22 protein-coding genes are annotated in these 24,265 nt (G+C 45.9%); 20 read left to right on the forward strand and 2 right to left on the reverse strand.

The annotated features are described in order from the left end of the window. Nucleotides 1-5: 5 nt before the first annotated feature. The 19 genes from A5870_RS14280 to A5870_RS14370 all read left to right on the forward strand — a co-directional run bounded on the left by A5870_RS14280 (nucleotide 6) and on the right by A5870_RS14370 (nucleotide 20,318). Complete coding sequence (locus tag A5870_RS14280; RefSeq protein WP_003129084.1) at nucleotides 6-368, forward strand: response regulator; 363 nt, start codon at nucleotides 6-8, stop codon at nucleotides 366-368. A 19-nt stretch (nucleotides 369-387) separates the two neighbouring features. After that, nucleotides 388-777, forward strand: a complete 390-nt coding sequence (locus A5870_RS14285; RefSeq protein ID WP_005232757.1) for a chemotaxis protein CheW — start codon at nucleotides 388-390, stop codon at nucleotides 775-777. A 16-nt stretch (nucleotides 778-793) separates the two neighbouring features. Next, nucleotides 794-1,804: a flagellar motor switch protein FliM gene (gene fliM / locus A5870_RS14290; protein ID WP_005232756.1), complete on the forward strand. Its 1,011-nt coding sequence runs from the start codon at nucleotides 794-796 to the stop codon at nucleotides 1,802-1,804. Continuing rightward, on the forward strand, nucleotides 1,801-2,859 hold the full coding sequence (gene fliY, locus A5870_RS14295; protein ID WP_086293583.1) for a flagellar motor switch phosphatase FliY: 1,059 nt from the start codon (nucleotides 1,801-1,803) through the stop codon (nucleotides 2,857-2,859). The genes fliM and fliY overlap by 4 nt, the downstream gene beginning before the upstream one ends. A 95-nt stretch (nucleotides 2,860-2,954) precedes the next feature. Beyond that, the gene (gene flgM, locus A5870_RS14300) at nucleotides 2,955-3,230 is read left to right on the forward strand and encodes a flagellar biosynthesis anti-sigma factor FlgM (RefSeq protein WP_086293585.1); all 276 of its coding nucleotides are present in this window, start codon (nucleotides 2,955-2,957) and stop codon (nucleotides 3,228-3,230) included. Next, the gene (locus A5870_RS14305; protein ID WP_016609029.1) at nucleotides 3,231-3,587 is read left to right on the forward strand and encodes a hypothetical protein; all 357 of its coding nucleotides are present in this window, start codon (nucleotides 3,231-3,233) and stop codon (nucleotides 3,585-3,587) included. Nucleotides 3,588-3,598: 11 nt separating this feature from the next. Beyond that, entirely contained in the window at nucleotides 3,599-5,122 is a 1,524-nt protein-coding gene (gene flgK / locus A5870_RS14310; protein WP_016619540.1) for a flagellar hook-associated protein FlgK, read from the forward strand. 3 nt (nucleotides 5,123-5,125) lie between these two features. Next, nucleotides 5,126-6,046 carry a flagellar hook-associated protein FlgL gene (flgL, locus tag A5870_RS14315; protein ID WP_086293587.1) on the forward strand — a complete coding sequence of 307 codons (921 nt, stop codon included), beginning with the start codon at nucleotides 5,126-5,128 and terminating at the stop codon, nucleotides 6,044-6,046. Between the two features lie 136 nt (nucleotides 6,047-6,182). Continuing rightward, nucleotides 6,183-7,265, forward strand: coding sequence for a flagellin N-terminal helical domain-containing protein (locus A5870_RS14320; protein ID WP_005226642.1), 1,083 nt, complete (start codon nucleotides 6,183-6,185; stop codon nucleotides 7,263-7,265). Between the two features lie 102 nt (nucleotides 7,266-7,367). Next, complete coding sequence (locus A5870_RS14325) at nucleotides 7,368-7,781, forward strand: flagellar protein FlaG (protein WP_077453101.1); 414 nt, start codon at nucleotides 7,368-7,370, stop codon at nucleotides 7,779-7,781. A 4-nt stretch (nucleotides 7,782-7,785) separates the two neighbouring features. Then, on the forward strand, nucleotides 7,786-9,207 hold the full coding sequence (gene fliD / locus A5870_RS14330) for a flagellar filament capping protein FliD (RefSeq protein ID WP_077453099.1): 1,422 nt from the start codon (nucleotides 7,786-7,788) through the stop codon (nucleotides 9,205-9,207). Nucleotides 9,208-9,282: 75 nt separating this feature from the next. Then, nucleotides 9,283-9,612 carry a hypothetical protein gene (locus A5870_RS14335; RefSeq protein ID WP_081117664.1) on the forward strand — a complete coding sequence of 110 codons (330 nt, stop codon included), beginning with the start codon at nucleotides 9,283-9,285 and terminating at the stop codon, nucleotides 9,610-9,612. Nucleotides 9,613-9,625: 13 nt separating this feature from the next. Further along, on the forward strand, nucleotides 9,626-9,994 hold the full coding sequence (fliS, locus tag A5870_RS14340) for a flagellar export chaperone FliS (protein ID WP_008376567.1): 369 nt from the start codon (nucleotides 9,626-9,628) through the stop codon (nucleotides 9,992-9,994). Nucleotides 9,995-10,159: 165 nt separating this feature from the next. Beyond that, nucleotides 10,160-11,911 (forward strand): hypothetical protein, encoded by a 1,752-nt coding sequence (locus tag A5870_RS14345; protein ID WP_081117666.1) that lies wholly within the window; start codon nucleotides 10,160-10,162, stop codon nucleotides 11,909-11,911. 166 nt (nucleotides 11,912-12,077) lie between these two features. Further along, nucleotides 12,078-12,518 carry a MarR family winged helix-turn-helix transcriptional regulator gene (locus A5870_RS14350; RefSeq protein ID WP_086293589.1) on the forward strand — a complete coding sequence of 147 codons (441 nt, stop codon included), beginning with the start codon at nucleotides 12,078-12,080 and terminating at the stop codon, nucleotides 12,516-12,518. Then, nucleotides 12,515-14,257 (forward strand): ABC transporter ATP-binding protein, encoded by a 1,743-nt coding sequence (locus tag A5870_RS14355; protein WP_086293620.1) that lies wholly within the window; start codon nucleotides 12,515-12,517, stop codon nucleotides 14,255-14,257. The genes A5870_RS14350 and A5870_RS14355 overlap by 4 nt, the downstream gene beginning before the upstream one ends. Continuing rightward, on the forward strand, nucleotides 14,223-15,989 hold the full coding sequence (locus A5870_RS14360; RefSeq protein WP_086293622.1) for an ABC transporter ATP-binding protein: 1,767 nt from the start codon (nucleotides 14,223-14,225) through the stop codon (nucleotides 15,987-15,989). The genes A5870_RS14355 and A5870_RS14360 overlap by 35 nt, the downstream gene beginning before the upstream one ends. Nucleotides 15,990-16,156: 167 nt before the next feature. Next, entirely contained in the window at nucleotides 16,157-17,593 is a 1,437-nt protein-coding gene (locus A5870_RS14365) for a glycoside hydrolase family 1 protein (RefSeq protein ID WP_086293623.1), read from the forward strand. Nucleotides 17,594-17,855: 262 nt separating this feature from the next. Continuing rightward, nucleotides 17,856-20,318 carry a heavy metal translocating P-type ATPase gene (locus tag A5870_RS14370; RefSeq protein WP_086293625.1) on the forward strand — a complete coding sequence of 821 codons (2,463 nt, stop codon included), beginning with the start codon at nucleotides 17,856-17,858 and terminating at the stop codon, nucleotides 20,316-20,318. Between the two features lie 73 nt (nucleotides 20,319-20,391). Here A5870_RS14370 and A5870_RS14375 read toward each other — a convergent pair whose 3' ends face one another. Both A5870_RS14375 and celB read right to left on the reverse strand, forming a co-directional pair. Continuing rightward, nucleotides 20,392-21,108, reverse strand: coding sequence for a GntR family transcriptional regulator (locus A5870_RS14375; protein ID WP_086293627.1), 717 nt, complete (start codon nucleotides 21,106-21,108; stop codon nucleotides 20,392-20,394). 108 nt (nucleotides 21,109-21,216) lie between these two features. Next, a complete protein-coding gene (celB, locus tag A5870_RS14380; RefSeq protein ID WP_005226670.1) occupies nucleotides 21,217-22,488 on the reverse strand; it encodes a PTS cellobiose transporter subunit IIC in 1,272 nt (423 codons plus the stop codon). 159 nt (nucleotides 22,489-22,647) lie between these two features. On the opposite strand from celB, the gene A5870_RS14385 reads away from it, so the two are divergent. Continuing rightward, on the forward strand, nucleotides 22,648-24,036 hold the full coding sequence (locus A5870_RS14385; RefSeq protein ID WP_375350052.1) for a glycoside hydrolase family 1 protein: 1,389 nt from the start codon (nucleotides 22,648-22,650) through the stop codon (nucleotides 24,034-24,036). The last annotated feature ends 229 nt before the right edge of the window (nucleotides 24,037-24,265 follow it).

Below are 24,265 nucleotides of genomic sequence, written 5' to 3' on the forward strand. Positions count from 1 at the left end.
ATACAATGTCAAAAAAAGTATTGATCGTGGATGATGCGGTATTTATGCGCATGAAATTAAAGGATATTTTAGAAAAAAACGGCTATGAAGTCGTGGGGGAAGCCCAAAATGGCCAAGAGGCTTTTGAAAAATACCAAGCAACGACACCAGACTTAGTGACTATGGATATCACGATGCCAGAAGTGGACGGCTTAGAGGCATTAAAAATGATCCGCACATTTGATGCGCAGGCCAAAGTCGTGATGTGCAGTGCTATGGGACAACAAGGAATGGTGATGGATGCGATTCGCGCCGGTGCGGTGGACTTTATCGTGAAGCCCTTTGACACGGACCGCGTAATCACTGCCATCGACAAAGCCTTTGCCTAATGCCTAGGAGGATAGCGACATGCAGATGATTCTTTTCAAAATGGCCCAGCAGTACTATTTGATCTCGGCGGACTCGGTGGACGAGGTCATTGATGCCCCTTCCTTTACGAAGGTGCCATTAGCACCGGAGTGGGTGGAAGGGTTGATCAATCTGCGGGGGTCTGTCGTAACGGTGATTCGTTTGGCAAAATTGATTCCCATCATGGAACCAGCCTACGAAAAAAACATATTGATCATGAAGAAGCAAGAGGAGACCAAAGGGGTCCTCGTAGAAGAAGTAATTGAAGTACTTGATATCACTGAAGACGATATCCAACTGGGCAATCAAGAGACAGAACATGCCGTTGGGGTCGTGACGATCGGTGAAAAAGTAGCCAGTGTGATTCAAATCGATCACATGATTTTTTAAAAAATGGGGGATTAGTGTGGATCAGGTATTGACGCAGCAAGAGATTGATTTATTGTTGAATGCGATGAGCAGCGGAGAGATCGATCAAGAAATTATTGAGATAGAAGACAAACAAGCCAAAGTGAAAGCCTACGATTTTCGCCGACCAACAAAGCTGTCGAAAGAATACGTCAATACCCTGCACATGATCTTCGAGGATTTCTCGAAGATGAGCAGCAGCATGCTTTCTACCCAACTGCGAACCAATGTTTCTTTGCAGTTGGCAGCTATCGAACAAGTCAGTTATGACGAATTTATCCATTCGATACCAAAATTTACTTTGTTGGGGCTCTTTCATTCTCAGCCTTTGAGCGGGATCCAGATGATCGAGATGAACCCACAACTGTGTATGATGTTGGTGGAGTTGTTGTGCGGCGGCTTGGATGTTTATCAAAACAAGCCGATCGAAATGGATTTTAGCGAGAAAAAAAGTTTTACTGATATTGAAACAGCGATCTTGGAAGAAGTAGTAGCACAATTTGTACGGGTCTACCAAAATGTTTGGAAGGACATCGTTGCCTTGGATTCAGTTTTGGATGGAATCGATACGAATCCGCAATTGATGCAAAACATGTCGCCCAACGAACCCGTCGTATTAGTGACCTTTACTATCAAAATTTTTGAAGTGAAACATTTCATCAATCTATGTATCCCCTATGTCTTTTTTGAAGGGATCATTGATAAATTAAGTTTCCGCAATTGGTTTGATAGCAATCAGCCCGTCAACCAAGACGATAGCCGCGAGTTGCAAAAAAGTTTGAATGGCGTCGGATTGAATCTAGAAGTTCTGCTGGGCCATGCTCAAATGAGTCTTTCTGAGTTTCTCCACTTAGAAGAAGGCGATGTCATCAAACTAGACAAAAAAATCACTGAACCATTAGAGACCTTCATCGATGGAAAACCTTACTTCCGAGCAAAACCTGGGAAGCAAGAGGACCGTTTAGCCATTGAATTATTAGACAAGTTAGAAGAGGAGCAAGAACTATGAGTGAACGTTTATCCCAAGCAGAAATCGATGCATTGTTGAATCAAAGTGCCCCAACCCAGCCGCAAGGATTAGAAGAGCAAGTCAAAGTCGATATTATCGGCGAAGTTGGCAATATCTCCATGTCGCAAGCGGCGACGACGTTGTCTTCCATTCTTGATCGTCGGGTCAGCATCACGACTCCCCGGGTGTCTAAAATCAAATTTGGTGAGATCTTAAACGACCTCGTTGCACCAAAAGTAGCGACGACAGTTGAATTTAAAGAAGGCCTTTTAGGCAGTAATTTGATGCTGTTAGAAGTCAAAGATGCCATCGTGATCGCCGATTTAATGATGGGTGGAACTGGTGAAACCAGCAACACTCAATTTACGGAATTAGAGCTAAGTGCTGTGGCAGAAGCCATGAACCAAATGATTGGGACTGCCTCGACTTCGATGGCAACGATGATCAGCCGCAAAGTGGATATCTTGCCGCCGATCGTCAAACTATGGGAGACACCAGAAAACATTGAGTATAGCGGGATCGAGGCAGAGGAAGAGATTTACTGTATCTCGTTTTCTTTGCGCGTCGAAGGTCTGATCGAAAGCAAAATCATGCAGATTTTTACGGATCCTGTGGTCAACGATATCGCCAGTGCGATGCTGTCCGATGAAGCGACTGTCGTTACTCGGGAAACACCAACACCGCAGCCAACGGCACCCGTTGCTGCACCTACGCCAGAACCAGCGGCTGCATCAAAGCCCGTAGAAGTCAGCAAACCGGCGTTTCAAACATTGACCTCCAGCGGAGTGAGCGATGGGGATAATTTGGACTTGATCCTTGATGTGCCATTGGATCTAAGTGTCGTGTTAGGCCGCAGCAAAAAAACCATTAAGGACATTTTATCTTTCAATACAGGGTCCGTCATCGAACTGGAAAAACTGACGGATGAACCGCTAGAGATTTTGTTGAACGGCAAACTGATCGCCACTGGGGAAGTCGTGGTCATCAATGAAAACTTCGGTGTGCGGATCACCAACATTCTTTCGCAAAAACAACGCATCCACAATTTGCATTAATTTGAAGAAATCGCAAAAAGTTAAACATATGGGTTTAACTTTTTTGTGATTTGACCGATAGTAGAGGGTAGAAGAATGAGAACGGAGGAGAACCTATGAAAATCGAAAGAGGGTACGCAGAATACAGCGACAAGGCCATCAAACGTGAAGCGGTCAAACAAGAAAAGCCAACTGCTGCTCAGACAGAAAAAACCGTCGATGTTCAATTGTCCGAAACAGCTCAAGCCATTCAAAAGAGTGCCAATCAAATAGCCAGTCGCAGTGAACGAGTGGCAGAATTGAAACGAGCGATCAAAGAAGGCACCTACCAAGTATCTGCCGAAACAATCGCCGATAAAATGCTGCAACAAGATGAAAAGCAGGTCGACTAGATGACAGAACGGGAATTTGAGCGTCAGCTACAGCAGTTCTTGCGGTTGCTGCAAAAAGAAAAGACCTGCTTGATCAAAAATCAAGCAGAAAAATTACCAGAACTCGTCGAGAAAAAAACCGCCTTCGTACCCGTTTTTTCCACGTATGAAGGAACTCTTTCAGTGGCGATCAAAGAACTCATCCGCCAGATCCAAGTGCAGCAAGCCGAGAATCTCCTGCTGACGGAACAAGCCATTAGTTTCCAAACTGTTTTGATGGATGCAGTCAAAGAAAATATCAAGACACCGGCAAATACTTATTCGAAATATCAAGAAAAACAAGCAGTCTCAACAGCGATCATCGATCAAAAAATGTAAGGAGTACTTCTATGACAGGACTATTTGGTTCATTAGGCACCGCAACCCGGGGCATGACCGCCAATCAAGCAGCGTTGCAAACCAGCAGCCACAACATTGCAAATACCAATACAGACGGCTACTCAAGACAACGAGTCAACTTGCAAGCTGAAGCGTCTTACCATCTAGCGGGTGTCGGCAGCATCGGTATGGGTGTGAAAGTCGGCAGTGTCGAACGGATCGTCGATGATTTTGTCATTGGACAAGTACGCAATGCCAATTCTACCTATACATATTATGAACAAAAAGCAGACATATTAGGACAGCTGGAAAGTTTAATGAATGAGCCTTCTGACAACGGACTGTCCAAACAGCTGGCAACGATGTTTGATTCTTGGACCGCATTAGCCAACAATCCTGAACTGGATACGTCTAAGACCCTCGTGCTGGAAAACAGCAGTACGTTTGCCGATACCATCAACCAAATGGGCAAACAAATGACGCAGTTGCAAAGCGATACGCTGGATACCATCGAAAAATCCGCGCTGGACTTCAATGAGAAGGTCAAACAGCTACAATCCTTGAATGAACAGATCTATGGGTTGACGACGAGTGGTGAGACACCCAATGATCTTTTAGATCGTCGAGACAGTCTGTTGAAAGATCTCTCGGGTCTAGCAGGGATCGAAACCAAGACCGATCAATATGGCCGTGGGTTTGTATCCATGAGCGGACAGACGATCTTAAGTGCGGAGGAACGCAATACCCTTAGTGTGGTGGTGGGACAAAGCGACACAGGCGCCTTGGTTTCCAAAGACGGCAACGCCTTGAATCCTGCCGAAACCATCACAGGGTCTTATCCAGCAGGAACCGTCTTGTTGACGAAAACCACCGACAATGGCGACACCGCCTATACAGAATTGCCGATCAAAGAAGGCGCGATTGGTGGCCTGCAAGCATCATCTAGTGAAATCGGCAGCCGCTTGACGGAATTGAACAACTTTACGACGACGATCGCGCAAGCCATGAACATGGTCTTTACCGGCGGCGCTTCTCGTACAAGCGGACTATTTGAGATCGGCCAAGATGATACCGGCACAGCGACGACGATTCGGGTCAGCCAAGCACTGTTAGATAACCCAAGTCTGGTGACCGGCGGAACGAGCAATGCAGCAGGAGATGGTTCAAGAGCTGCTGCAATGGCGAAACTCAGCAGTGCCAAATTGGATTTCCCGTTGTCAGAAAAGACGATCGCTTCTTTTGATTCTGAGACATTGACGTTTGCCAATGCAGCATCTGGCATGAGTGTCAGCAGCTATTTTAACAGCATCGTCACCAAAAACGGGATCTCAAAACAGCAAGCCGACAATACAGTCAGTGCCCAATTGTCGCTGCTGAATCAACTAGAATACAAAAATCAATCGGTGTCTGGGGTTTCATTAAATGAAGAAATGTCAGATGTGATTCGTTTCCAACAAGGATTTCAGGCCAATGCCCGCATATTATCGGTCGTTTCTGAAATGTTAGACACATTGATCAATCGAACAGGAGTGTAGACCATGCGTATTTCCAATTCAATCACCTACAATGATTTTTTACGAAATCTAGGAACCAACGCCTCCAAAGTCCAATCCACGTTGAATCAGCTATCGAGCTTGAAAGAAGTCAGCAAGTCCTCGGATAATCCACTGCTGGTTTCAAAAATCATGGATCTCAATGTGTCGTTAAATCAAAACAAAACTTACAATAATACGATCAAAGACAGTATTTCTTGGACAAAAGCCCAAGATTCTGCTTTAGAAAGCGTCAGTACCTCGATGCTACGGATTCGCTCATTGGTTCAATCTTCTGCCAATGCGACAGCCGGCAGTGAGGAATTAGGGGCAAATCGTTCAGAGATTGAGCAAGAGATCGAAGGCATCGTTGAATCATTAAATACCAACTTTGATGGCCGCTATCTATTTAGCGGAACGAATACGACGACGGCGCCTTTTGAGATCGTCAAAGAAAATGACGCCATCGTCGGTATCAAATACAATGGCACCAGCGAAGACTTGCCGCGAGAAATCGCAAACGGGGTCTCGGTGGATCTGTTAGCCAGCGGTGATCGACTGATGAACGAGACGGGCACCGCTACGGATCCCCAAAATTTAAGCACCTACTTCAATGATTTATTGTCTGCGTTGCGCAGTGATGATAAAGATGCCTTAGGGGGCGAGCTTTTAACCGCTCATGACCAGCATGCCACTAATGTGGTGAATGTACGGGCGCAGATCGGCACCCTCTACAATCGCTTGGAGGCGGCAGCTGGTCGAAATGAGACGGAAAAGCTGAACTTGACCGAAACACTGTCTAACAAACAAGACGTCGATATTGCGGAAAAGTATATGGAATATCAAAATCAAATGACTGCCTACCGTTCAACATTAGCGATGGGAACAAAGATCATGCAGATGTCCATTCTAGATTATTTAAATTAACCCAAAAACTTTTGTTCTTTGCTGAGAGCAAAAGTTTTTTATTTTTTTTAGAAAAAAGGCTTAACCCTGAACGGTTTCTTCCGATAAATAGTAGCAGAGGGAAACCTTAGCGAATAAAAATTAGGAGGAACTACACATGAGAATCAATACAAACGTTTCAGCATTGAATACTTACTCACGCCTAACGGCAGCAAATGCTTCTAAAAGCAATTCTTTGTCTAAATTATCTTCAGGCTTACGCATCAACAAAGCTGGCGACGACGCAGCTGGCTTAGCAATTTCTGAAAAAATGAAAGGCCAAATCGGCGGTTTGTCACAAGCAAAAAGCAATGCACAAGATGGTATTTCATTGATCCAAACAGCAGAAGGTGCATTAAATGAAACCCACAGCATCTTAGGCCGTATGCGTGATCTTGCGGTTCAAAGTTCAAACGGTACGTTAAGTGATGACGACCGCAGTGCGATCAACAAAGAATACACTGCATTGTCTGATGAAATCGACCGTATCAGCAATACCACTGAATTCAATACAAAAAGCTTGTTAACTGGTGAAGGCGATGATGCGAAATCATTCACTTTCCAAATCGGTGCCAACGCAAACCAAACAATGAGCGTTTCAATCAACAACATGAGCTCATCTGCCTTGAAAGTAAAAGGCTTAGATTTAACACAAGCCATTGACACAAGCGATGCTAAAGCTGTTGCTGCAGCAAAAGATAAAGCAGTAGCGACTGCCTTCAAAGCAGATGCTACAACAAAATATGCAGCGGACGGCACAGTTGATGCGGCAGCTGGTAAAACAGTTGCTGAATTACAAACAGCCATCGATACAGCAGCGGATGATACAGCAAAAGCAACAGCTCAAAAAACATACGATGATGCTTTAGCAACATTTACCGCTTCTGATGAAGGCAAAGCAGCAGCGGCAACTGTCAGCGTTGAAAACAACCCAATCACAAAAATCGATGAAGCGATCAAAGCAGTTTCTGCACAACGTGCGGATCTTGGTGCGGCGCAAAACCGTCTAGAACACACAATCAACAACTTAGGTACAACACAAGAAAACCTATCTGAAGCAAACTCACGTATCCGTGACGTTGATATGGCGCAAGAAATGATGAGCTTTACGAAGAGCAACATCCTTTCTCAAGCAGCAACTTCAATGTTGGCACAAGCAAACTCAATGCCTAACAGCGTATTGAGCTTGTTACAAGGATAATTTTTGATCAAGTGAACCACTGACACAAGGACTGCCTAGGGGAAGCGCAGTTCTTGTGTTTTACATAGCAGCACAAAAACGTTTAGAAATGAGGAAGCTCTGATGGATATTCAGCCAATGTCAGGAATACACCCGATCGAAGCCGTTGCGTCGGTCGCTAAAACACGTCCGATCGAATCCCTAGATCAAGAGACCGCTAACCTTCAGCCGCAACAGCAAGAGGGGAAACTGGCGGAGAAAAAGGAACGGACAGTGGCAACCGAACCACCGATCCACTATTTTTCAGTAGCCGATCAGCACAAGATCGCAGCCTCCGTGGCGGAAGTGAATCAGCGACTACTTGGCAAAGATATGAAATTAGCTTATGAAGTACATGAGCGCACAGGGCGTACGATGGTGCGTTTAGTGGATATGCAGACCAACGAAGTGATCAAAGAGATCCCGCCCGCCAACATGCTAGATGTGATTGGAAAAATATGGGATGACATGGGCATCGCGGTCGATCGAAAGGGATGAAAACATGGCAAGTGTAACCAGCAGTTCAGGAATCAGTACAACGCTAGGGAGTTATTCTGGCGTGACTTCAGAAGATATTGAAAAATTATTGGCGGCAGATGCGATCAACAAGACCCGCGCTGAGAATAAAATCACGTCGCTAAAAGCACAAAAAACGGCGTGGAGTGATATCAGCACTCGCTTGTCTAACTTTTTGTCAAAAGTCGATGCATTACAAAAAGATGATGCTTATCAAACGAAAAAAGCGACGACCACCAATAGCAGCATCGCTTCAATTGCAGGAACAACGGAAGCTCCAGAAGGCACCTATGATCTAAAAGTCAACCAACTAGCAACCGCCACGAAGGTGACGGGGAGTCAAGTAGCTCAAAGCAGCAAAACGGCCCTAAATGTCAGTGGTCAGCTGTCATTGACCAGTTCGGAAGTCGATGAAGATGGCAAACCGATCACCGCTTCGATCGAGATCACGGCCGAAGACAGCTTAAAAGATGTGGCAGCCAAGATCAATAGCCAAAGCAAGACGACCTTCGTCGCGGCGAGCATCGTGGATAACCGTTTGATTTTAACGAATACCAAAATGGGCGACAAGAACTTTTTGATCGACGGCAATGCCGCCGAAGGGTTAGGGATCGGTTCAACTGCGGCAACGACGCAAGGCCAACCGGCTATTTTTGAGCTAGACGGCATGAAGATCACTCGCGACAGCAACAGTGTGACGGATGTTATCGATGGTGTCACGCTGACGTTAGCGAAAAAAAGCGAGGAGCATGTGACGCTTTCTTTAGCCAATGATACCTCGAAAGTCGTTGATGCAGTGCAAGGATTAGTCGATCAATACAATAGCTTGATGAGTTTTATCGGCGACAATTTGACCGTGGGAGATCCTAGTAGTGAAAACAACAAGACGGGGACCTTGGTGGGAGACAGTGCGTTGACCCGTCTACAGACCCAATTGCGAAATTTGATCACCATTCCAGCCGTCAGCGGCTCAAAGCTGACCGCCAATAAGCTAGGCATCTCCACCGTCGATAATGATGGTACATTGGGACTGGATACGACAAAGCTAAAAGAAGCCTTAGCGGAAGACCCCGCTGCTGTGAAGTCTTTCTTTTATGCAAGTACGAAAACCAAAGAAGCTGATGGCACTGCGAGCACGAAAGAGACTGGCTATACACTAGCCCTAAAAGAATTAGCCAACAGCTATGTCGTCAATACTTCAGCCAATAAAGGGATCATTGCCACCAAATCTGCGACCTATGACAGTACCATCAAGGATTTAAACAAGCAGATCACACGGTTTGATGATATTTTAGCAATGAAAAAAGAACGTTACATCACAATGTTCACCAAATTAGACTCCGTGATGATGGAGGCTGAAAATCAGCTGAGCTACCTAAGCAATCAGTTTGCCAATACGTCAAACTAGGCAGGATAGCCGATTAAAGCAGTCATTTTTTTCATTCGCATAAGAGACCCTCGTCAACATGAAAGGAAACAACCTATGGAGCCACACGTATCATTAGATGAACGTTTGAATCAGATCTTAACTGGTTTTGCCCAATGGCGCGGCGACAGCGAGGAAGCCAGTCGTTTGATGGCAGCCAATGCAGCGGTCATAGCAGCCATGCAAGCAGAAGAACAGAGCCATAGTCCACAAACCAGTGCGTTGGCGCAACAAGTGATCCAAGCGTATCAAGCGTTCTTAGACCAGGTCAAAGCCCAGCAGCAAGAGATCAAACAAGAATTGGGGCGTTTGAACCGCAAAAACAATCTTGTCAAAACGTATTTGCAGCAAGAAGACAGTGCCGCCTTCGTCGAATTTGATTTATAGTGAGGAAAAAAAGATGAATTATCAAAAAATGCAAAACAACTATCTGCAGAACCAAGTAATGAGTGCCTCCCCCAACAAGCTGATTGAAATGCTGTTGCAAGCAGCCATCAAAAATATCAAATTAGCAGTGATCGCATTGGAAAAAGAAGAGTTGAGCCAAGCCCATCAGCAATTTGTCAAGGCGCAGAATATTTTATTGGAATTACGGGTCTCTTTAGACCGTGAGCAAGGCGGCGCTATTGCTGAAGATCTCGATCAGCTGTATGGCTATATGTACGATCAGCTGGTCAGTGCCAATGTCCAAAAAGAGGCAGCCCCTGCAGAGACGGTCGTCCCGCTTTTAAGCGAACTACTGGAAAGCTGGCAAACGATCACCCAATAAATTTGAGAAAAAGCAAAGAAACGACCACCTAAAACCTAGAAAAGTTTAGTAATTGGTTAAATTTTTACCATGTATCCCTTTTCACTAAGCTTTCTTTTTCCCCTCCTCGTCCCTATCTGGTACTCTTTTTATGAGCGTACCGAAAAGGTGCAAGGAGGTTTTTTTTTGAAACAAAAAATAGTACAAAAGCCGCTTTTCTGGCAAGTGGTGATTCTGATTACAATGAGTGGTGTTTTTTTATTACCGCAGATCTTAGGCCAAGGCATGATTTTGGGCTCTGATGTGGTCTTTCACTTCAATCGTTTTTATGAGACTAGCCAGCAGATCAAAGAGGGCAATTTTCAATATTTTCTTTCTATCTACGGGTTTCAGCAATCTGCTCGTATCGTCAATGCATTATATGGTCCCTTTTTTGCCTACTTCCAAGGACTGCTGGTCTTGCTGAGTCCTTCGTGGTTTTCTTACCAGCTGCTCGCTAATGGGCTGCTCTATCTGCTAGCAGGGTTTTCGATGTTTGGCTTATTAAAGAAATTACGAGTCAATGGCTGGCTGTCAGTGGGGATGAGCATCCTGTTTATGGCGACCTATTCTGTCCAGTATTGGATTGAGCGGCAGGGCTTTTCTGCTTGGGGGGCGGCTGTGCTGCCGCTGTGCCTGATTCCACTGATCGCACTAGGGGAACATAAACGGTTGCGGCCTTTTGCGGTAGGAGTTTCCGTGGCGGTCTTATTTCAAATCCATGTGTTTTCAAGCATCTTGTTAGTGCTCTTATATGTGCCCTTTTTCTTACGCGCCTTTTTTGTTGGGACTTCCGGCGAAGAAAAACGACAATTGGTGCTGCGCTTAGCAGGAGCGATCGGGATCTTCTTGCTGCTGACCGCCAATATTTGGTTAGGGATGTTGGATCTTTATACGAGTAACACGTTGATCGCGCCTTTTGTGAATCGCAACATGCAGAACAATACCATTACTGGAACCAGTAGCTATTGGTGGACGACTCCGTACCTGCTACCCATCTTATGTGCCCTGTTCTTTTGCGGTGCGATCCGTGTATGGCCTCGACTATCTGGTGGCTTCAAATTAATGACGGTAGCTGCAGGAGTCTTTTTCGTTTTATCATCGAACGCTGTTCCTTGGCAATGGCTAGGCAGTCTGGACAATGGTGTGATCAATTTACTGCAATTTCCTTTTCGGTTCTTTGTTCCGGCCACGATTTTGATCTTAGTCGGTTTGTGCCTGCTAGTTCCTTATTATCGGGGCAAGCCATTGGCAAATCCGCGTTGGTTCGTCCTCGTTTTAGTCTTGAGTGTTGGTCAAATCCTGATCCAAAACACGGTCAAAATGCAGGATTGGCACTCCGATGAAGCGGCGGTTTCACTGCGAAACCACACCTATCTCTCGGCGGAATCTGAAGCGCAATTGAAGGAAGCCTATTTTAGTAAAGACAAGTCCTTAGCCTTAGCGCTGTATCAACGTTCTACCCCAGATTATCTGCCCCTCTATCAAGAGACCAAGAAGAACAAGTACAATTTGTACGGGGAAGAAATCATTGAAAAAAATGATACCGTGGCAAAAACCGTGGAAAACGGGAAACTTACTTTACGTTGGCAAGGTGATCAAGAGGCGTGGAAGGCGTTACCGATCATCAATTACCGATATACTGAATTGACCCTCAATCAGCAGCCACTAACTGAGAAAGATGTCTCTTTGAGTGCTATTGGTGCCGTTTCTGTCCAACAGCAAGCAGGGGAGAATGTCTTAGTCGTTGACTATGACGCACCTTGGTTTTTCGACGGAGCTTTATGGCTGACGATCATTTCTTGGCTCGCTTTACTCATCGGCTTTATCAGCTGGAAAACAAGACAGCTGTATCGTCGTCGTAAGGTCGTACAAGCTTTATTGAAAGAATCTGAATAAAATGAATCAAAAAAGAACTTCAGCGAGAGGGCTGAAGTTCTTTTTTTTGTTGATCAGCAACAGTGTACCTATTTTTTCCGAGAGAAACAATAATCGTTGCGCACGCAACGATTATTCCGTATAATAGATAAGACACTTTGAAGAACTAAGAAAGGCAGGAGTGCTCATGGAAGCCATTATCCGCTCAATCAATCATATTGCCCGTCTCGCCACCCTTTATCGGGAAAAAGAACTGAAAAAATTTGGTTTAGGCGGGATGCATCATACCTATATCTTAAACATTTGCCGCCAACCGGGGATCAGTCAAGAAGCCTTAGCCAAGAAGATTTTTGTGAATAAAAGCAATGTTGCCCGTCAACTTGCGATCCTAGAAGAACGAGGATTTATCACTAGAACCAGCAGTCCCACCGACAAACGACAATTACTGGTTTATCCAACCGAAAAAGCACTCGCCGTCCAACCAGCGATCCAACAGCTGCTTCAAAGCTGGAATGAACAAGTCGTAGCAGGTTTTTCTGCTGCCCAACAGCAGCAGTTGATCGCCGATCTGGAAATCGTCAAAGGAAATTCCCAGCGGCTTTTAGCGAAAGCTGAGGTGATGGAATGAATCTTTTGACTCAATATTTAAAACCCTATATCGGCCGCATCTCCCTTGGCGTCAGCATCAAATTCTTCGGGTCATTGATGGACTTGCTATTGCCTTGGATTTTGGCGTATATCATCGATTCTGTGATTCCCACGAAGCAGGTATCTGCGATTTTTGCTTGGGGTGGGGCGATGGTGGTCTGCTCCATCATCGCAGTCGTCACCAATATCATCGCTAATCGGATGGCCTCCAGTGTTGCTCGCGATACCACCGGTAGTATTCGCCATGATTTATTTGAAAAAGTTTCCTATCTGTCGATTCCGCAAGTCGAAGAAGTCGGGATTCCTTCCTTGGTGTCTCGCTTGACGACAGACACTTACAACATCCATCAAACGGTAGGGATGATCCAACGGATGGGGATTCGTGCCCCGATTCTGTTATTAGGGGGAATCATGATCACTGCTACATTAGATCCCGTTTTGACACTGGTCTTAGTAGGCGTCTTGCCCTTCACTTTAGTGGCAGCAGTCACCATCTCCAAACGGGGGATCCCTTTGTTTGCCTCATTGCAAAAGCAAGTGGATGTGTTGGTGCGAACTGTCCGTGAAAATGTGACTGGGTCTCGGGTGATCAAGGCCTTGTCCAAAGCAGATTACGAGAAAAAACGCTTTGACCACGTCAATCAAGACGTAGTAGCTGCGGAAACCACTGCTAATCGAACGATGGCTGCGACACCACCCCTGATGGACCTCTTTTTGAATATCGGGTTGACATTGGTGATCGTTGTCAGTGCCTTTCGCGTCAATCAAGGGTTGACCCAACCAGGGGTCATCATCGCCTTTTTGACCTATTTTACGATCATTTTGAATGCCATGCTCAGCATCACGCGCATCTTTGTAATCGTGTCGAAGGGGCTGGCTTCTGCCGATCGGATCCAATCCGTCTTGCGCCTGCCGCAAAATATGCAAGTCATTGAGGCGCCTGTCAAAGAAGAGTCGGCGCATATCGTTTTTGAAAAAGTTTCCTTCACCTATCCTAATGGCACTCGGGTGCTGAAAGACATCGATTTTTCCTTGCAGCCGGGAGAAACCTTAGGGATCATCGGTGCGACTGGTAGTGGAAAATCAACGATCGTCAAACTACTGCTGCGGCTCTATGACCCAACGAAGGGTATGATCCGCATCGCTGGTCGCGACATTCGCTCCATCGATCCGACGGAGTTGCATCAGTTATTCGGTGTCGTCTTACAAAAAGACGTGCTTTTTGCGGAAACGATCGAAGAAAATATCGCTTTTGGTCGGCGGTTTTCCAAAGAACAGATCGAAGAAGCGGCGGCTCGCGCCCAAGCCAAGGAGTTTATCAATCAACTACCCAAGCGCTTAGCTCATCCACTGCATGCCAAAGGCAGCAATTTAAGCGGCGGTCAAAAGCAGCGGGTCTTGTTATCGCGGGCATTGGCGGGGGATCCAGAGATTTTGATTTTGGATGATTCTGCCAGTGCGCTGGATTATCGAACCGACGCTCAGTTGCGCAAGGTCCTGAGACAGCAGTTTCAACAGACTACGACGGTCTTGATCGCGCAGCGGATCAGCTCGATCCAGCATGCCGACAAAATTTTGGTACTGGAAAACGGGCAAATGAACGGCTTTGGCAGTCACCAAAAATTACTAGCAGAAAATGCGATCTACCAAGCCATTTATCAAGGGCAGACAGGAGGTGCCGACGATGCCGAAGAAAAAAACGGAAAAACCAAAGGATAGCAAGAAAACACTCCGGCGTTTGTGGGGCTATCTCTACGAGTACAAAGGACTCCTGTTGGCAGCCGCTATTTTAATGATGGTCAGCAACATCTTCGCCTTGGTGGGACCGTTGCTTTCCGGGTACGCCATTGATGCCATTCAACCGGGTCCCGGCAAGGTCATTTTTGAACGAGTCTTCTTTTATTGTGGGCTGATGCTGCTGTTTTATCTTGCGTCTTCCCTTCTTAGTTATCTGATTTCGCTCATGATGATCCGCTTGAGTCAGCGGGTGGTGGCAGCGATGCGCAAGGCGATTTTTGATAAAATCACCGAACTGCCGGTGGGGTATTTTGACCGAGTCGCCACTGGGGATATCATCAGCCGCATCAGTTATGACGTCGATACCATCAATACGTCATTGGCCAGCGATGCCATTCAAGTCCTCAGCAGTCTTGTGACGATCATTGGTTCGTTTGTAATGATGGTTTTGATTTCGCCGCTGCTGGTGCTGATTTTTGTCGTAACGGTTCCCGCTTCGATCTTTTTGACTCGTTTTTTGATGAGCAAATTTCAACCATTGTTTCGCCGTCGTTCCCGCAAATTAGGCGAACTGAACGGTTTTGTGGAAGAGATTATTTCTGGTCAGCAAACGATCAAGCTGTATAACCAAGAAGAAGCGATCATCAGCCGTTTTGACGAAAAAAACCAAGAAGCGGTGGATGCCTATTACAATGCCGAGTATTACGGTAGTATGACTGGTCCTTCCATCAACTTTATCAACAATCTGTCGTTGTCCTTGATCAGTATGTTTGGCGCCTTGCTGTTTTTGTTCGGTCATCTGACACTCGGGAACGTTTCTTCTTTTGTCTTATACTCCAGAAAATTCTCAGGACCAATCAATGAGTTAGCCAACATCTTCAGTGATTTGCAATCGGCGTTGGCGGCGGCAGAACGGATCTTCCGTTTGCTGGATGAAGAACCGGAAGTTTCTGATGTTCCTGGAGCCTACGAATACCACGAGGTGTCTGGTGATGTCGCCTTTGACCATGTGACCTTCGGCTATCAAGCACAGCAGCCCATCATCAAAGACCTTTCGCTGGAAGTACCGGCTGGCAGCTTGGTCGCGATCGTCGGACCAACCGGAGCCGGGAAAACCACCATTGTGAACCTCTTGATGCGGTTTTATGACCCTGACCAAGGAGCGATTCGTTTAGACGGCAAAAATATCCGCCAAGCGACACGCCGCAGCTTACGGCAAAGCTATGCGATGGTGCTGCAAGATACCTGGTTGTTCACGGGAACGGTTTTCGACAATTTGGCCTACGGCAAGGCGAATGCGACGTTGGCAGAAGTCCAAGCTGCTGCACAAGCCGCCCATATCCATGACTTTATTATGAGCCTGCCAAAAGGCTATGATACTTTGATTTCTGAAGACGGAACCGGTATTTCACAAGGACAAAAACAACTGTTGACGATTGCACGAGCGATGCTGTTGGATGCCGATCTGTTGATTCTTGATGAAGCCACATCAAATGTCGATACGCAAACAGAGCTGCTGATCCAAGCAGCGATGACCAAATTGATGAAAGGCAAAACCTCCTTTGTGATCGCCCATCGCTTGTCCACGATTCGACATGCCGACACGATCCTCGTGGTGGAACAGGGCAATATCGTAGAGCAGGGGACCCACGAAGAGTTAGTAGCTAAAGAGGGGCGTTATGCCGCACTCTATCAGGCACAATTTGACGCATGATCCATAGCTAGCCTGCATCCTTGAAAGGAGAACGCCACTGCTTGCACGGATGTTTTTTGCGTGCCATCGGCTTTCTTGGCATAGGTACAAAATCTTCTTATGACAAATCAGGCAATTATCGGTATACTTAAGAAAGGGGTATCATCAAACAGAAAGAAGGGAAACAATTGGATCATAAACAACTAAAAGAATTCCCCAATGATTTTTTATGGGGTTCAGCATCAGCAGCCTATCAAGTAGAAGGCGCATGGCAAGAAGACGGCAAAGGTGCTTCGGTTTGGGACGATTTTGTCCGCATTCCAGGAAAAACCTTTAAAGCAACGAACGGAGATGTCGCAGTCGACCATTACCACCGCTTCAAAGAAGATGTTGCCTTGATGAAAGAACAAGGATTGAGAACCTATCGTTTTTCTATTGCTTGGACACGGATTTTTCCAGAAGGACGAGGAGAAGTCAATCAAGCAGGGTTAGACTTTTATTTAGCCTTGATCGATGAACTGATAAATGCAGGGATCGAACCGATGGTGACCTTGTACCATTGGGATCTGCCACGAGCTTTGCAAGAAGAATACGGTGGCTGGGAATCTCGCAAAATCATTGAAGATTTCACCAACTATGCGGCCGTATTGTTTGAAGCCTTTCGCGGCAAAGTCCACTATTGGGTCAGCTTGAATGAACAAAATATCTTTACTTCTTTAGGCTATCTTTTAGCTGCCCATCCACCAGGAGTGACCGATCCTAAACGGATGTATGAAGTCAATCATATCGCTAACTTGGCGAATGCTTCGGTGATCAACAAGTTCCATGAGATGAAAATCCCAGGGAAAATCGGACCAAGTTTCGCCTACTCACCAAACTACCCAATCAACAGCGACCCGAAAAATATTTTGGCAGCTGAAAACGCGGAAGACTTGATGGCGCATTATTGGTTAGACGTCTATCTATGGGGCGAATACCCGATTGCTGCAATGAATTACTTGAAAGAGCAAGGGATCGCGCCAACGATCGAACCAGGAGATATGGACTTGCTGCGTTCAGCAAAACCAGATTTCTTAGGGATCAACTATTACCAAACAGCAACAAATGCCTACAATCCATTAGATGGTGTCGGTGCGGGGAAAATGAACACCACTGGGAAAAAAGGCAGCTCCGAAGAAACCGGGACACCAGGAATGTTCAAAAAAGCCGAAAATCCATTTGTGGAACGGACGAATTGGGATTGGGAGATCGATCCTCAAGGGCTGCGGATCGCTTTACGACGAATCACTAGCCGTTATCGGGTGCCTGTGATCATTACAGAAAACGGACTTGGTGAATACGACAAACTAACGGATGATCATCAAATCCATGACCAATACCGCATCGATTATTTAGCAGGGCATGTCCATGCCATCAAAGAAGCGATCAGCGACGGCGCGGAAGTTCTTGGCTATTGCACCTGGTCCTTCACTGATTTGCTAAGCTGGTTGAATGGCTACCAAAAACGCTATGGCTTTGTCTATGTCGACCAAGATGAAACGCAAGAAGGATCTTTGGCACGCTACAAGAAAGACAGTTTCTACTGGTACCAAGAGCTGATCAAAACCAACGGGCAAGAGTGCTAGCCTCCTAAAACCAATACCTGAATAAGCGAAACGACCCCTGCAACGGCAGTGATCGTTTCTTAGAAAAAAGTACGTTCCACCTGTAGCGACCGCCCAAAGGTAGACCAAAAGTCTCGCTTTTTGGGCCGCTTCAAAGGAGAACGTCCTTTTTTTGAGTATTATCGTTGACAAGTGTAAACGATAATTGTAAAGTAGAAGAAGATTACAATTGTAAACATAAAAGGTTAATGAGTTTGCCTAGCAAGCAAGGAGGAAGGAAACAATGATCGAAAAGAATTATGGGGTAAAAGGGATGACCTGTGCGTCTTGTTCCCAGACCGTCGAAAAAACAGTCAGCAAGCTGGCGGGGGTCGACCAAGCAGCGGTCAATTTGGCTACTGAAAAATTACATATTCGTTATGATGAGCAGCAGCTCACCGAAGAAACACTCGCTGCGGCCATCAAAGCAGCGGGCTATCAACTGATCGGCTCTCAAAGACAAGAGACCTTTGCCATCTCGGGCATGACCTGTGCGTCTTGTGCCCAAACAGTAGAAAAAGCTGTCCAAAAATTAGCGGGTGTGGAGCAAGCCTCCGTCAATCTGGCAACAGAAAAACTGACGGTCAGCTATCAACAAGATCAAGTGACCGCCGCGAAGATCGCAGCTGCCGTGAAAGAGGCGGGCTATGATGCACAGCTGCCGACCGCTTCTGCCGACAAGGTGGATTCAAAACAGGCAGAGATTCGTGCTTTATGGCAACGGTTTTGGCTTTCAGCGCTCTTTACGATCCCCTTGTTCTATTTGACGATGGGGGAAATGATCGGTTTGCCGATCCCTGGCTTTTTAGATCCGATGGCCTATCCAGTCAATTTCGTTACCACTCAATTGCTTTTGGTCTTACCGGTGATGGTCCTCGGTCGCGCCTTTTACATTGCTGGTTTCAAAGCGCTTTGGAAAGGCCATCCCAACATGGATTCCCTCGTCGCATTGGGAACCAGCGCTGCCTTCTTTTATAGTATTTATGGGACCGTGATGGTCTACCTGGGCACGACCCACTATGCGATGCACTTGTACTATGAAACGGCCGCCGTTATTTTGGCATTAGTGACCTTAGGAAAATACCTTGAGTCGGTCTCGAAGGGCAAAACCTCCGAAGCCATCAAGAAGTTGTTGGATCTCGCACCGAAAAAAGCCCGTGTGCTTCGCGGCAGCGGGCATCAAGCCGAAGAAGTCGAAGTGGGTATTGAAGAAGTCGCAGCCGGCGATATCTTAGTCGTACGACCTGGTGAAAAGATTCCTGTGGATGGGATCGTTACCCAAGGACGCTCTGCCATCGATGAATCAATGATCACCGGAGAAAGCTTACCTATCGAAAAACAAGTCGGTGATCGGGTGATCGGCGCCAGTATCAACAAAAACGGCTCGTTTCAATATGAAGCCACCAATGTGGGAGAAGATTCAACGTTAGCGCAAATCATTCAGTTAGTAGAAAATGCCCAAGGTTCCAAAGCGCCGATTGCCCGCATGGCTGACAAAGTTTCGGGTGTGTTTGTCCCGATCGTCATGGTCTTGGCGGTTTTTGCAGGACTTGCCTGGTTTTTCTTAGGACAAGAAACCTGGATCTTCTCATTGACCATTACGATCTCTGTATTAGTGATTGCTTGTCCGTGTGCCTTAGGATTAGCGACACCGACCGCCATTATGGTGGGTGCGGGCAAAGGGGCAGAAAATGGCGTCTTGATCAAAAGCGGCGATGCGTTAGAAACAGCTAGAAACGTGACGACGATCGTTTTTGATAAAACCGGCACGATCACAGAAGGCAAACCAGTCGTAACCGATCTCCTGCCTGCCGGCAACCACACGCCGACGGAATTGCTGCAGCTGGCGGCTTCTGTTGAAAAAGGCTCAGAACATCCATTAGGCGAAGCCATTGTGATCGAAGCCCGCACGCAGGCGCTCTCCCTGCAAGAAGTTGACGGGTTTGAAGCGATCCCAGGGCATGGGATACAAGGCACGATTGCTGGCAGTCCAGTCCTATTAGGCAACCAGAAATGGCTGGAAAAACAAAACGTTGCCCTCGATGGCCTGATCGAGCAAGCCCAACAATTGGCTCACGAAGGGAAAACACCGATGTATGTTGCCAAAGACGGCGAAGCGATCGGGATCATCGCTGTGGCAGATACTATCAAAGAAAGCAGTCGAAAAGCTATTGAACGGTTGCATCAAATGGGCTTGTACGTAGCAATGATCACGGGCGACAATGCCCGAACGGCCCAAGCCATCGCCAAACAAGTCGGTATCGATGAAGTGATCAGTGACGTCTTGCCAGAAGATAAAGCCGCCAAAGTAGCTGGCCTGCAAGCCAAAGGCCAAAAGGTTGCGATGGTAGGTGACGGGATCAATGATGCGCCCGCGTTAGCCCAAGCCGATGTAGGGATCGCGATCGGCTCCGGTACCGATGTCGCCATCGAATCGGCAGACATCGTACTGATGCGCAGCGATCTGATGGACGTCCCATCCGCGATCGAGTTAAGTCGGGCAACCATCAAAAACATCAAAGAAAATCTTTTCTGGGCTTTTGCTTATAACGTCTTAGGCATCCCTGTTGCAATGGGTGTGCTGCATCTTTTCGGCGGCCCCTTGCTCAATCCAATGATCGCTGGGGCGGCCATGAGCTTCAGCTCGGTATCCGTTTTATTAAATGCCTTGCGGCTGAAACGATTCCAACCCTCAGCGAAAAAATAACCGAAGTAACGAATGAAACAACAAAAAGACCTGCCCACGGTTTTCTTCCATCAGAAACCGTGGGTAGGTCTTTTTAGTTCTGGACATCTAAATAAGAGTAGGCCCGCACATCATAACGGTTGCGACTACGGGAAAATTCAATGGGTGAGCCATTTTTCTGATAGACGATCTGTTCGATCTCTAAGACCGGATCATCGGCTTTACAGTCCAAATACTGTTGATCGTACGCGGTACTTTTATCAGCGGCGATGGTGCGGTAAGCGCCAGCAAACTGGACCCCTAGTTCCTCTTTGACATAACGGTAGATAGAACTTTCTAAATGGCCACGAGTTAAATTGGGCACCAAATGGACGGGCATATAGGTATATTCTAAAATAAACGGTTGGTCTTCAAGAATCCGCAAGCGGACAATACTATAGATCGGCTGTTCTTCCGTCAACATCAACTTTTCTTGGATCGTTTGGTCAGGAAATTCGACTTGAAAATCGATGACCTGACTGACTAGCTTGCGGCCAGCTTTGCCCATTTCCGTTGACAAGCCTTCATAGACCGTTAAAGCAGTGGTGTCTTTTTTTAAGAATGGGTGGTTCAATATTTTTGTTCCAGCGCCCCGCTGAGAATAAACCAGTCCTTCCATGGCTAAAATACCGATGGCTTTTTTGACGGTCATCCGGCTGACTCCGAATTCCTCGACTAAATCAGTTTGATTCGGCAGTAAGCTGTCAGGCGGATACGTGTTGTTTTTGATACGTGTGCGTAAAATATTGGCAATTTCTTGGTATTTTGGCATCTGATCACCTCGCAAGAAGTATAGCTGAAAAAAGCGGTTTCGACAATCAAACCTTGGTTTTTTTATAAAAAGAATGGCTGACTGAAAAAATTCAGCCAGCCGTTGCGCTTAATCGATCGATGGTTCTGCTTGACGATCTAACACACGTAAGAATGGATACCAGATTAAGCCGACGATCACCACGTCAATGACTTGTAGCAAACCACCTAACCAAGAGTTGGTTGCTAAGACACCACTGAAGACCACTGGAACGGTCCAAGGGACAGATACACCAGTTGGTGCAGGAACAAGTCCAGCCGCCATCACTAAGTAGTTGAAGGTCGTTACCACAAGAGGTGCCACGACCCAAGGAATCAGGATCGTCGCATTCAAGACGATCGGCATACCGAAGATGGCTGGTTCGTTAACGTTAAAGATCCCTGGTGCTAAAGCCAAACGACCCACATCGCGGTATTGTTTTTTCTTCAATACGAAAGCCATCAAGATAACAACGGCTAACGTCATACCAGAACCGCCTAATCCAACGGTAAAGGTTTCCATAAATGGTTTTGTGACGATATGCGGCAGTGCATCCCCATTTTGATACGCTTCTAAGTTGTCTAACATCAATGTATTCCAAATCGGGTCCATCACAGAGTTGACGATGATTTGACCATGTAGACCGAAGAACCAAAGGAATTGAACAAAGAACAAAGCCAGTAGAGTTGCTGGCAAGCTGCTGCCTAGTCCAGTCAATGGTTTTTGGATCAATTCATAAACCAAGTCATGCAAGTTGGCATTGAAGACACCCGTCATGATGGCATTGATCACTAAGAATACCGTTAAGGTGATAATTGCTGGAATCAAAGCGGCAAAAGATTTAGAAACTGCTGGTGGCACCCCATCAGGCATTTTGATCTGCCAGCCGCGTTTTGTGATGCGGCAATAGATTTCAGCTGCCAAAAATGCTGCGATCATCCCGATAAACATCCCTTTTGCGCCAAGACGATCAAGAGACAGCACACCGGAGATCGTTTCGCCAGATTCAGTAGTCATAAAGAAAGGAGTCAAGATCAAAAAGCTGGCAAAAGAAACGGCACCGCCAAAAATCCCTTCCACATCATATGATTTTGATAAATAATAGCCAATACCGAAAGTAACGAAAACAGTCATGATACTCATTGTTGCATTTTGCCCATTACCAAACAGTGTTCCTAATGTTCCTTTAGTGGCATCACTGAAGAAGGGCAGGTTGTTTAAAACGACCACGATCGATCCAAACATAGTGATTGGGAACGAAAGCATAAATGCGTCCCGCAAGACGGTCAGGTAGCGATTTTGTCCTAAGGCATTCGCCAAAGGCAAAATCTTTTCAGATAACTTGTCCATAAAACCATTCATTATTAGTTCACTCCTTAAATTTCTTTTTGCAATCGATTACATTGATAATGTATCATGTTTTATTTTAAATGTCTATACATTTATTTTAAAAAAGATTGATTTTTGTAACTGCTTCCTTTATGATTAGGGCAGCAAAGAAAAAATGAGGAGTGAATGAAGATGGATTATCAATTTCCAGCAGGCTTTTGGTGGGGGTCAGCCGCTAGTGGCCCACAAACAGAAGGTGTATTTGAAGGTGATGGCAAAGGGGCAAGCATCTGGGATTACTGGTATCAGCAAGAACCAGAGAAATTTTTCAATGGGGTAGGTCCTGAAAAAACCTCGCAAGTCTACACACGCTATCAAGAAGATATTCAACTCATGAAAGAAACCGGCCATACGACGTTTCGGACGTCGATCCAATGGAGTCGTCTTTTCCCGCAAGGCAAAGGAGAAGTCAATCAAAAAGCCGTTGATTTTTACAATGCCTACATTGATGAGCTGATCGCCAACGGGATCGAACCTTTCATGAATTTATACCACTTCGATATGCCAATGGCGCTGCAAGAAAAAGGCGGCTGGTTGAACCGAGAGACCGTGGATGCCTATGTCGCATTTGCGCAAACCTGCTTTACATTATTTGGTGATCGTGTCAAGAAATGGTTCACTCATAATGAACCGATTGTCCCTGTTGAAGGCGGCTATCTTTACCAATTCCATTATCCGAATGAGATCAACATGAAACATGCAGTCCAAGTTGGGTTCCACGAAACGTTGGCGAGTGCCAAAGCCATCAAAGTCTATCATGAGATGAACCTTGATGGGGAGATCGGCATCATCTTGAACTTGACGCCAAGCTATCCAAGAGATGAGAACGATCCAGAGGATGTCAAAGCAGCGCAAATCGCAGATGCCTTCTTTAATCGTTCTTTCTTAGACCCAGCGGTCAAAGGGACGTTCCCAGAAGAATTAGTGACCATCGTCAAGGAATTGGATATGGTACCAGCAATGGAAGCAGATGATTTACAAACGATTCGCGAAAATACGATCGACTTGTTGGGGATCAATTATTACCAACCTCGTCGTATCATGAAGAAAGAATCACCGATCGATGAAGCGAAAAGTCCAATGCCTGATGATTACTTTGATAACTATGATATGCCAAACAAGAAAATGAACCCGTATCGCGGATGGGAAATCTATGAAAAAGGGATCTATGATATTTTGACGAACACGCGAGAAAACTATGGCAATATCAAGTGCTACATTTCTGAAAATGGCATGGGTGTCGAAGGAGAAGAACGTTTCGTCAATGCTAATGGCGTGATCGAAGATGATTACCGCATCGAATTTGTCTCTGACCACCTAAAGTACGTCCACCAAGCGATCCAAGAAGGAACCAATTGTGTCGGCTACCATATGTGGACCTGCATGGACAACTGGTCATGGACCAATGCTTACAAGAACCGTTACGGATTTATCTCCGTTGACTTAGCAAATGATGCTAAACGAACGGTGAAAAAATCAGGTCGTTGGTTTAAAGAAGTTTCAGATAATAACGGCTTTTAATAACAATGAAAAAAGCAATGCTGTAGGAATCAGCATTGCTTTTTTTGTGTAAAATCGCGGATTTTTCTGGCTGATTTCAAAGGGGGTATTCTATTAAAAAACCACCTGTTTTTGCAAATGATAAGCTGGGTTAAATAAAAGAACAGTTTTGATAAAGAAAAGACTAGACATGGAAACGTTCTCGTGGTATTCTTTAGTAGAAATCGGTTTCATTATTTTGTTTTGGGTT

This window comes from Enterococcus sp. 2G9_DIV0600, from assembly GCF_002140615.1.
Taxonomy (GTDB): Bacteria; Bacillota; Bacilli; order Lactobacillales; family Enterococcaceae; genus Enterococcus_D; species Enterococcus_D innesii.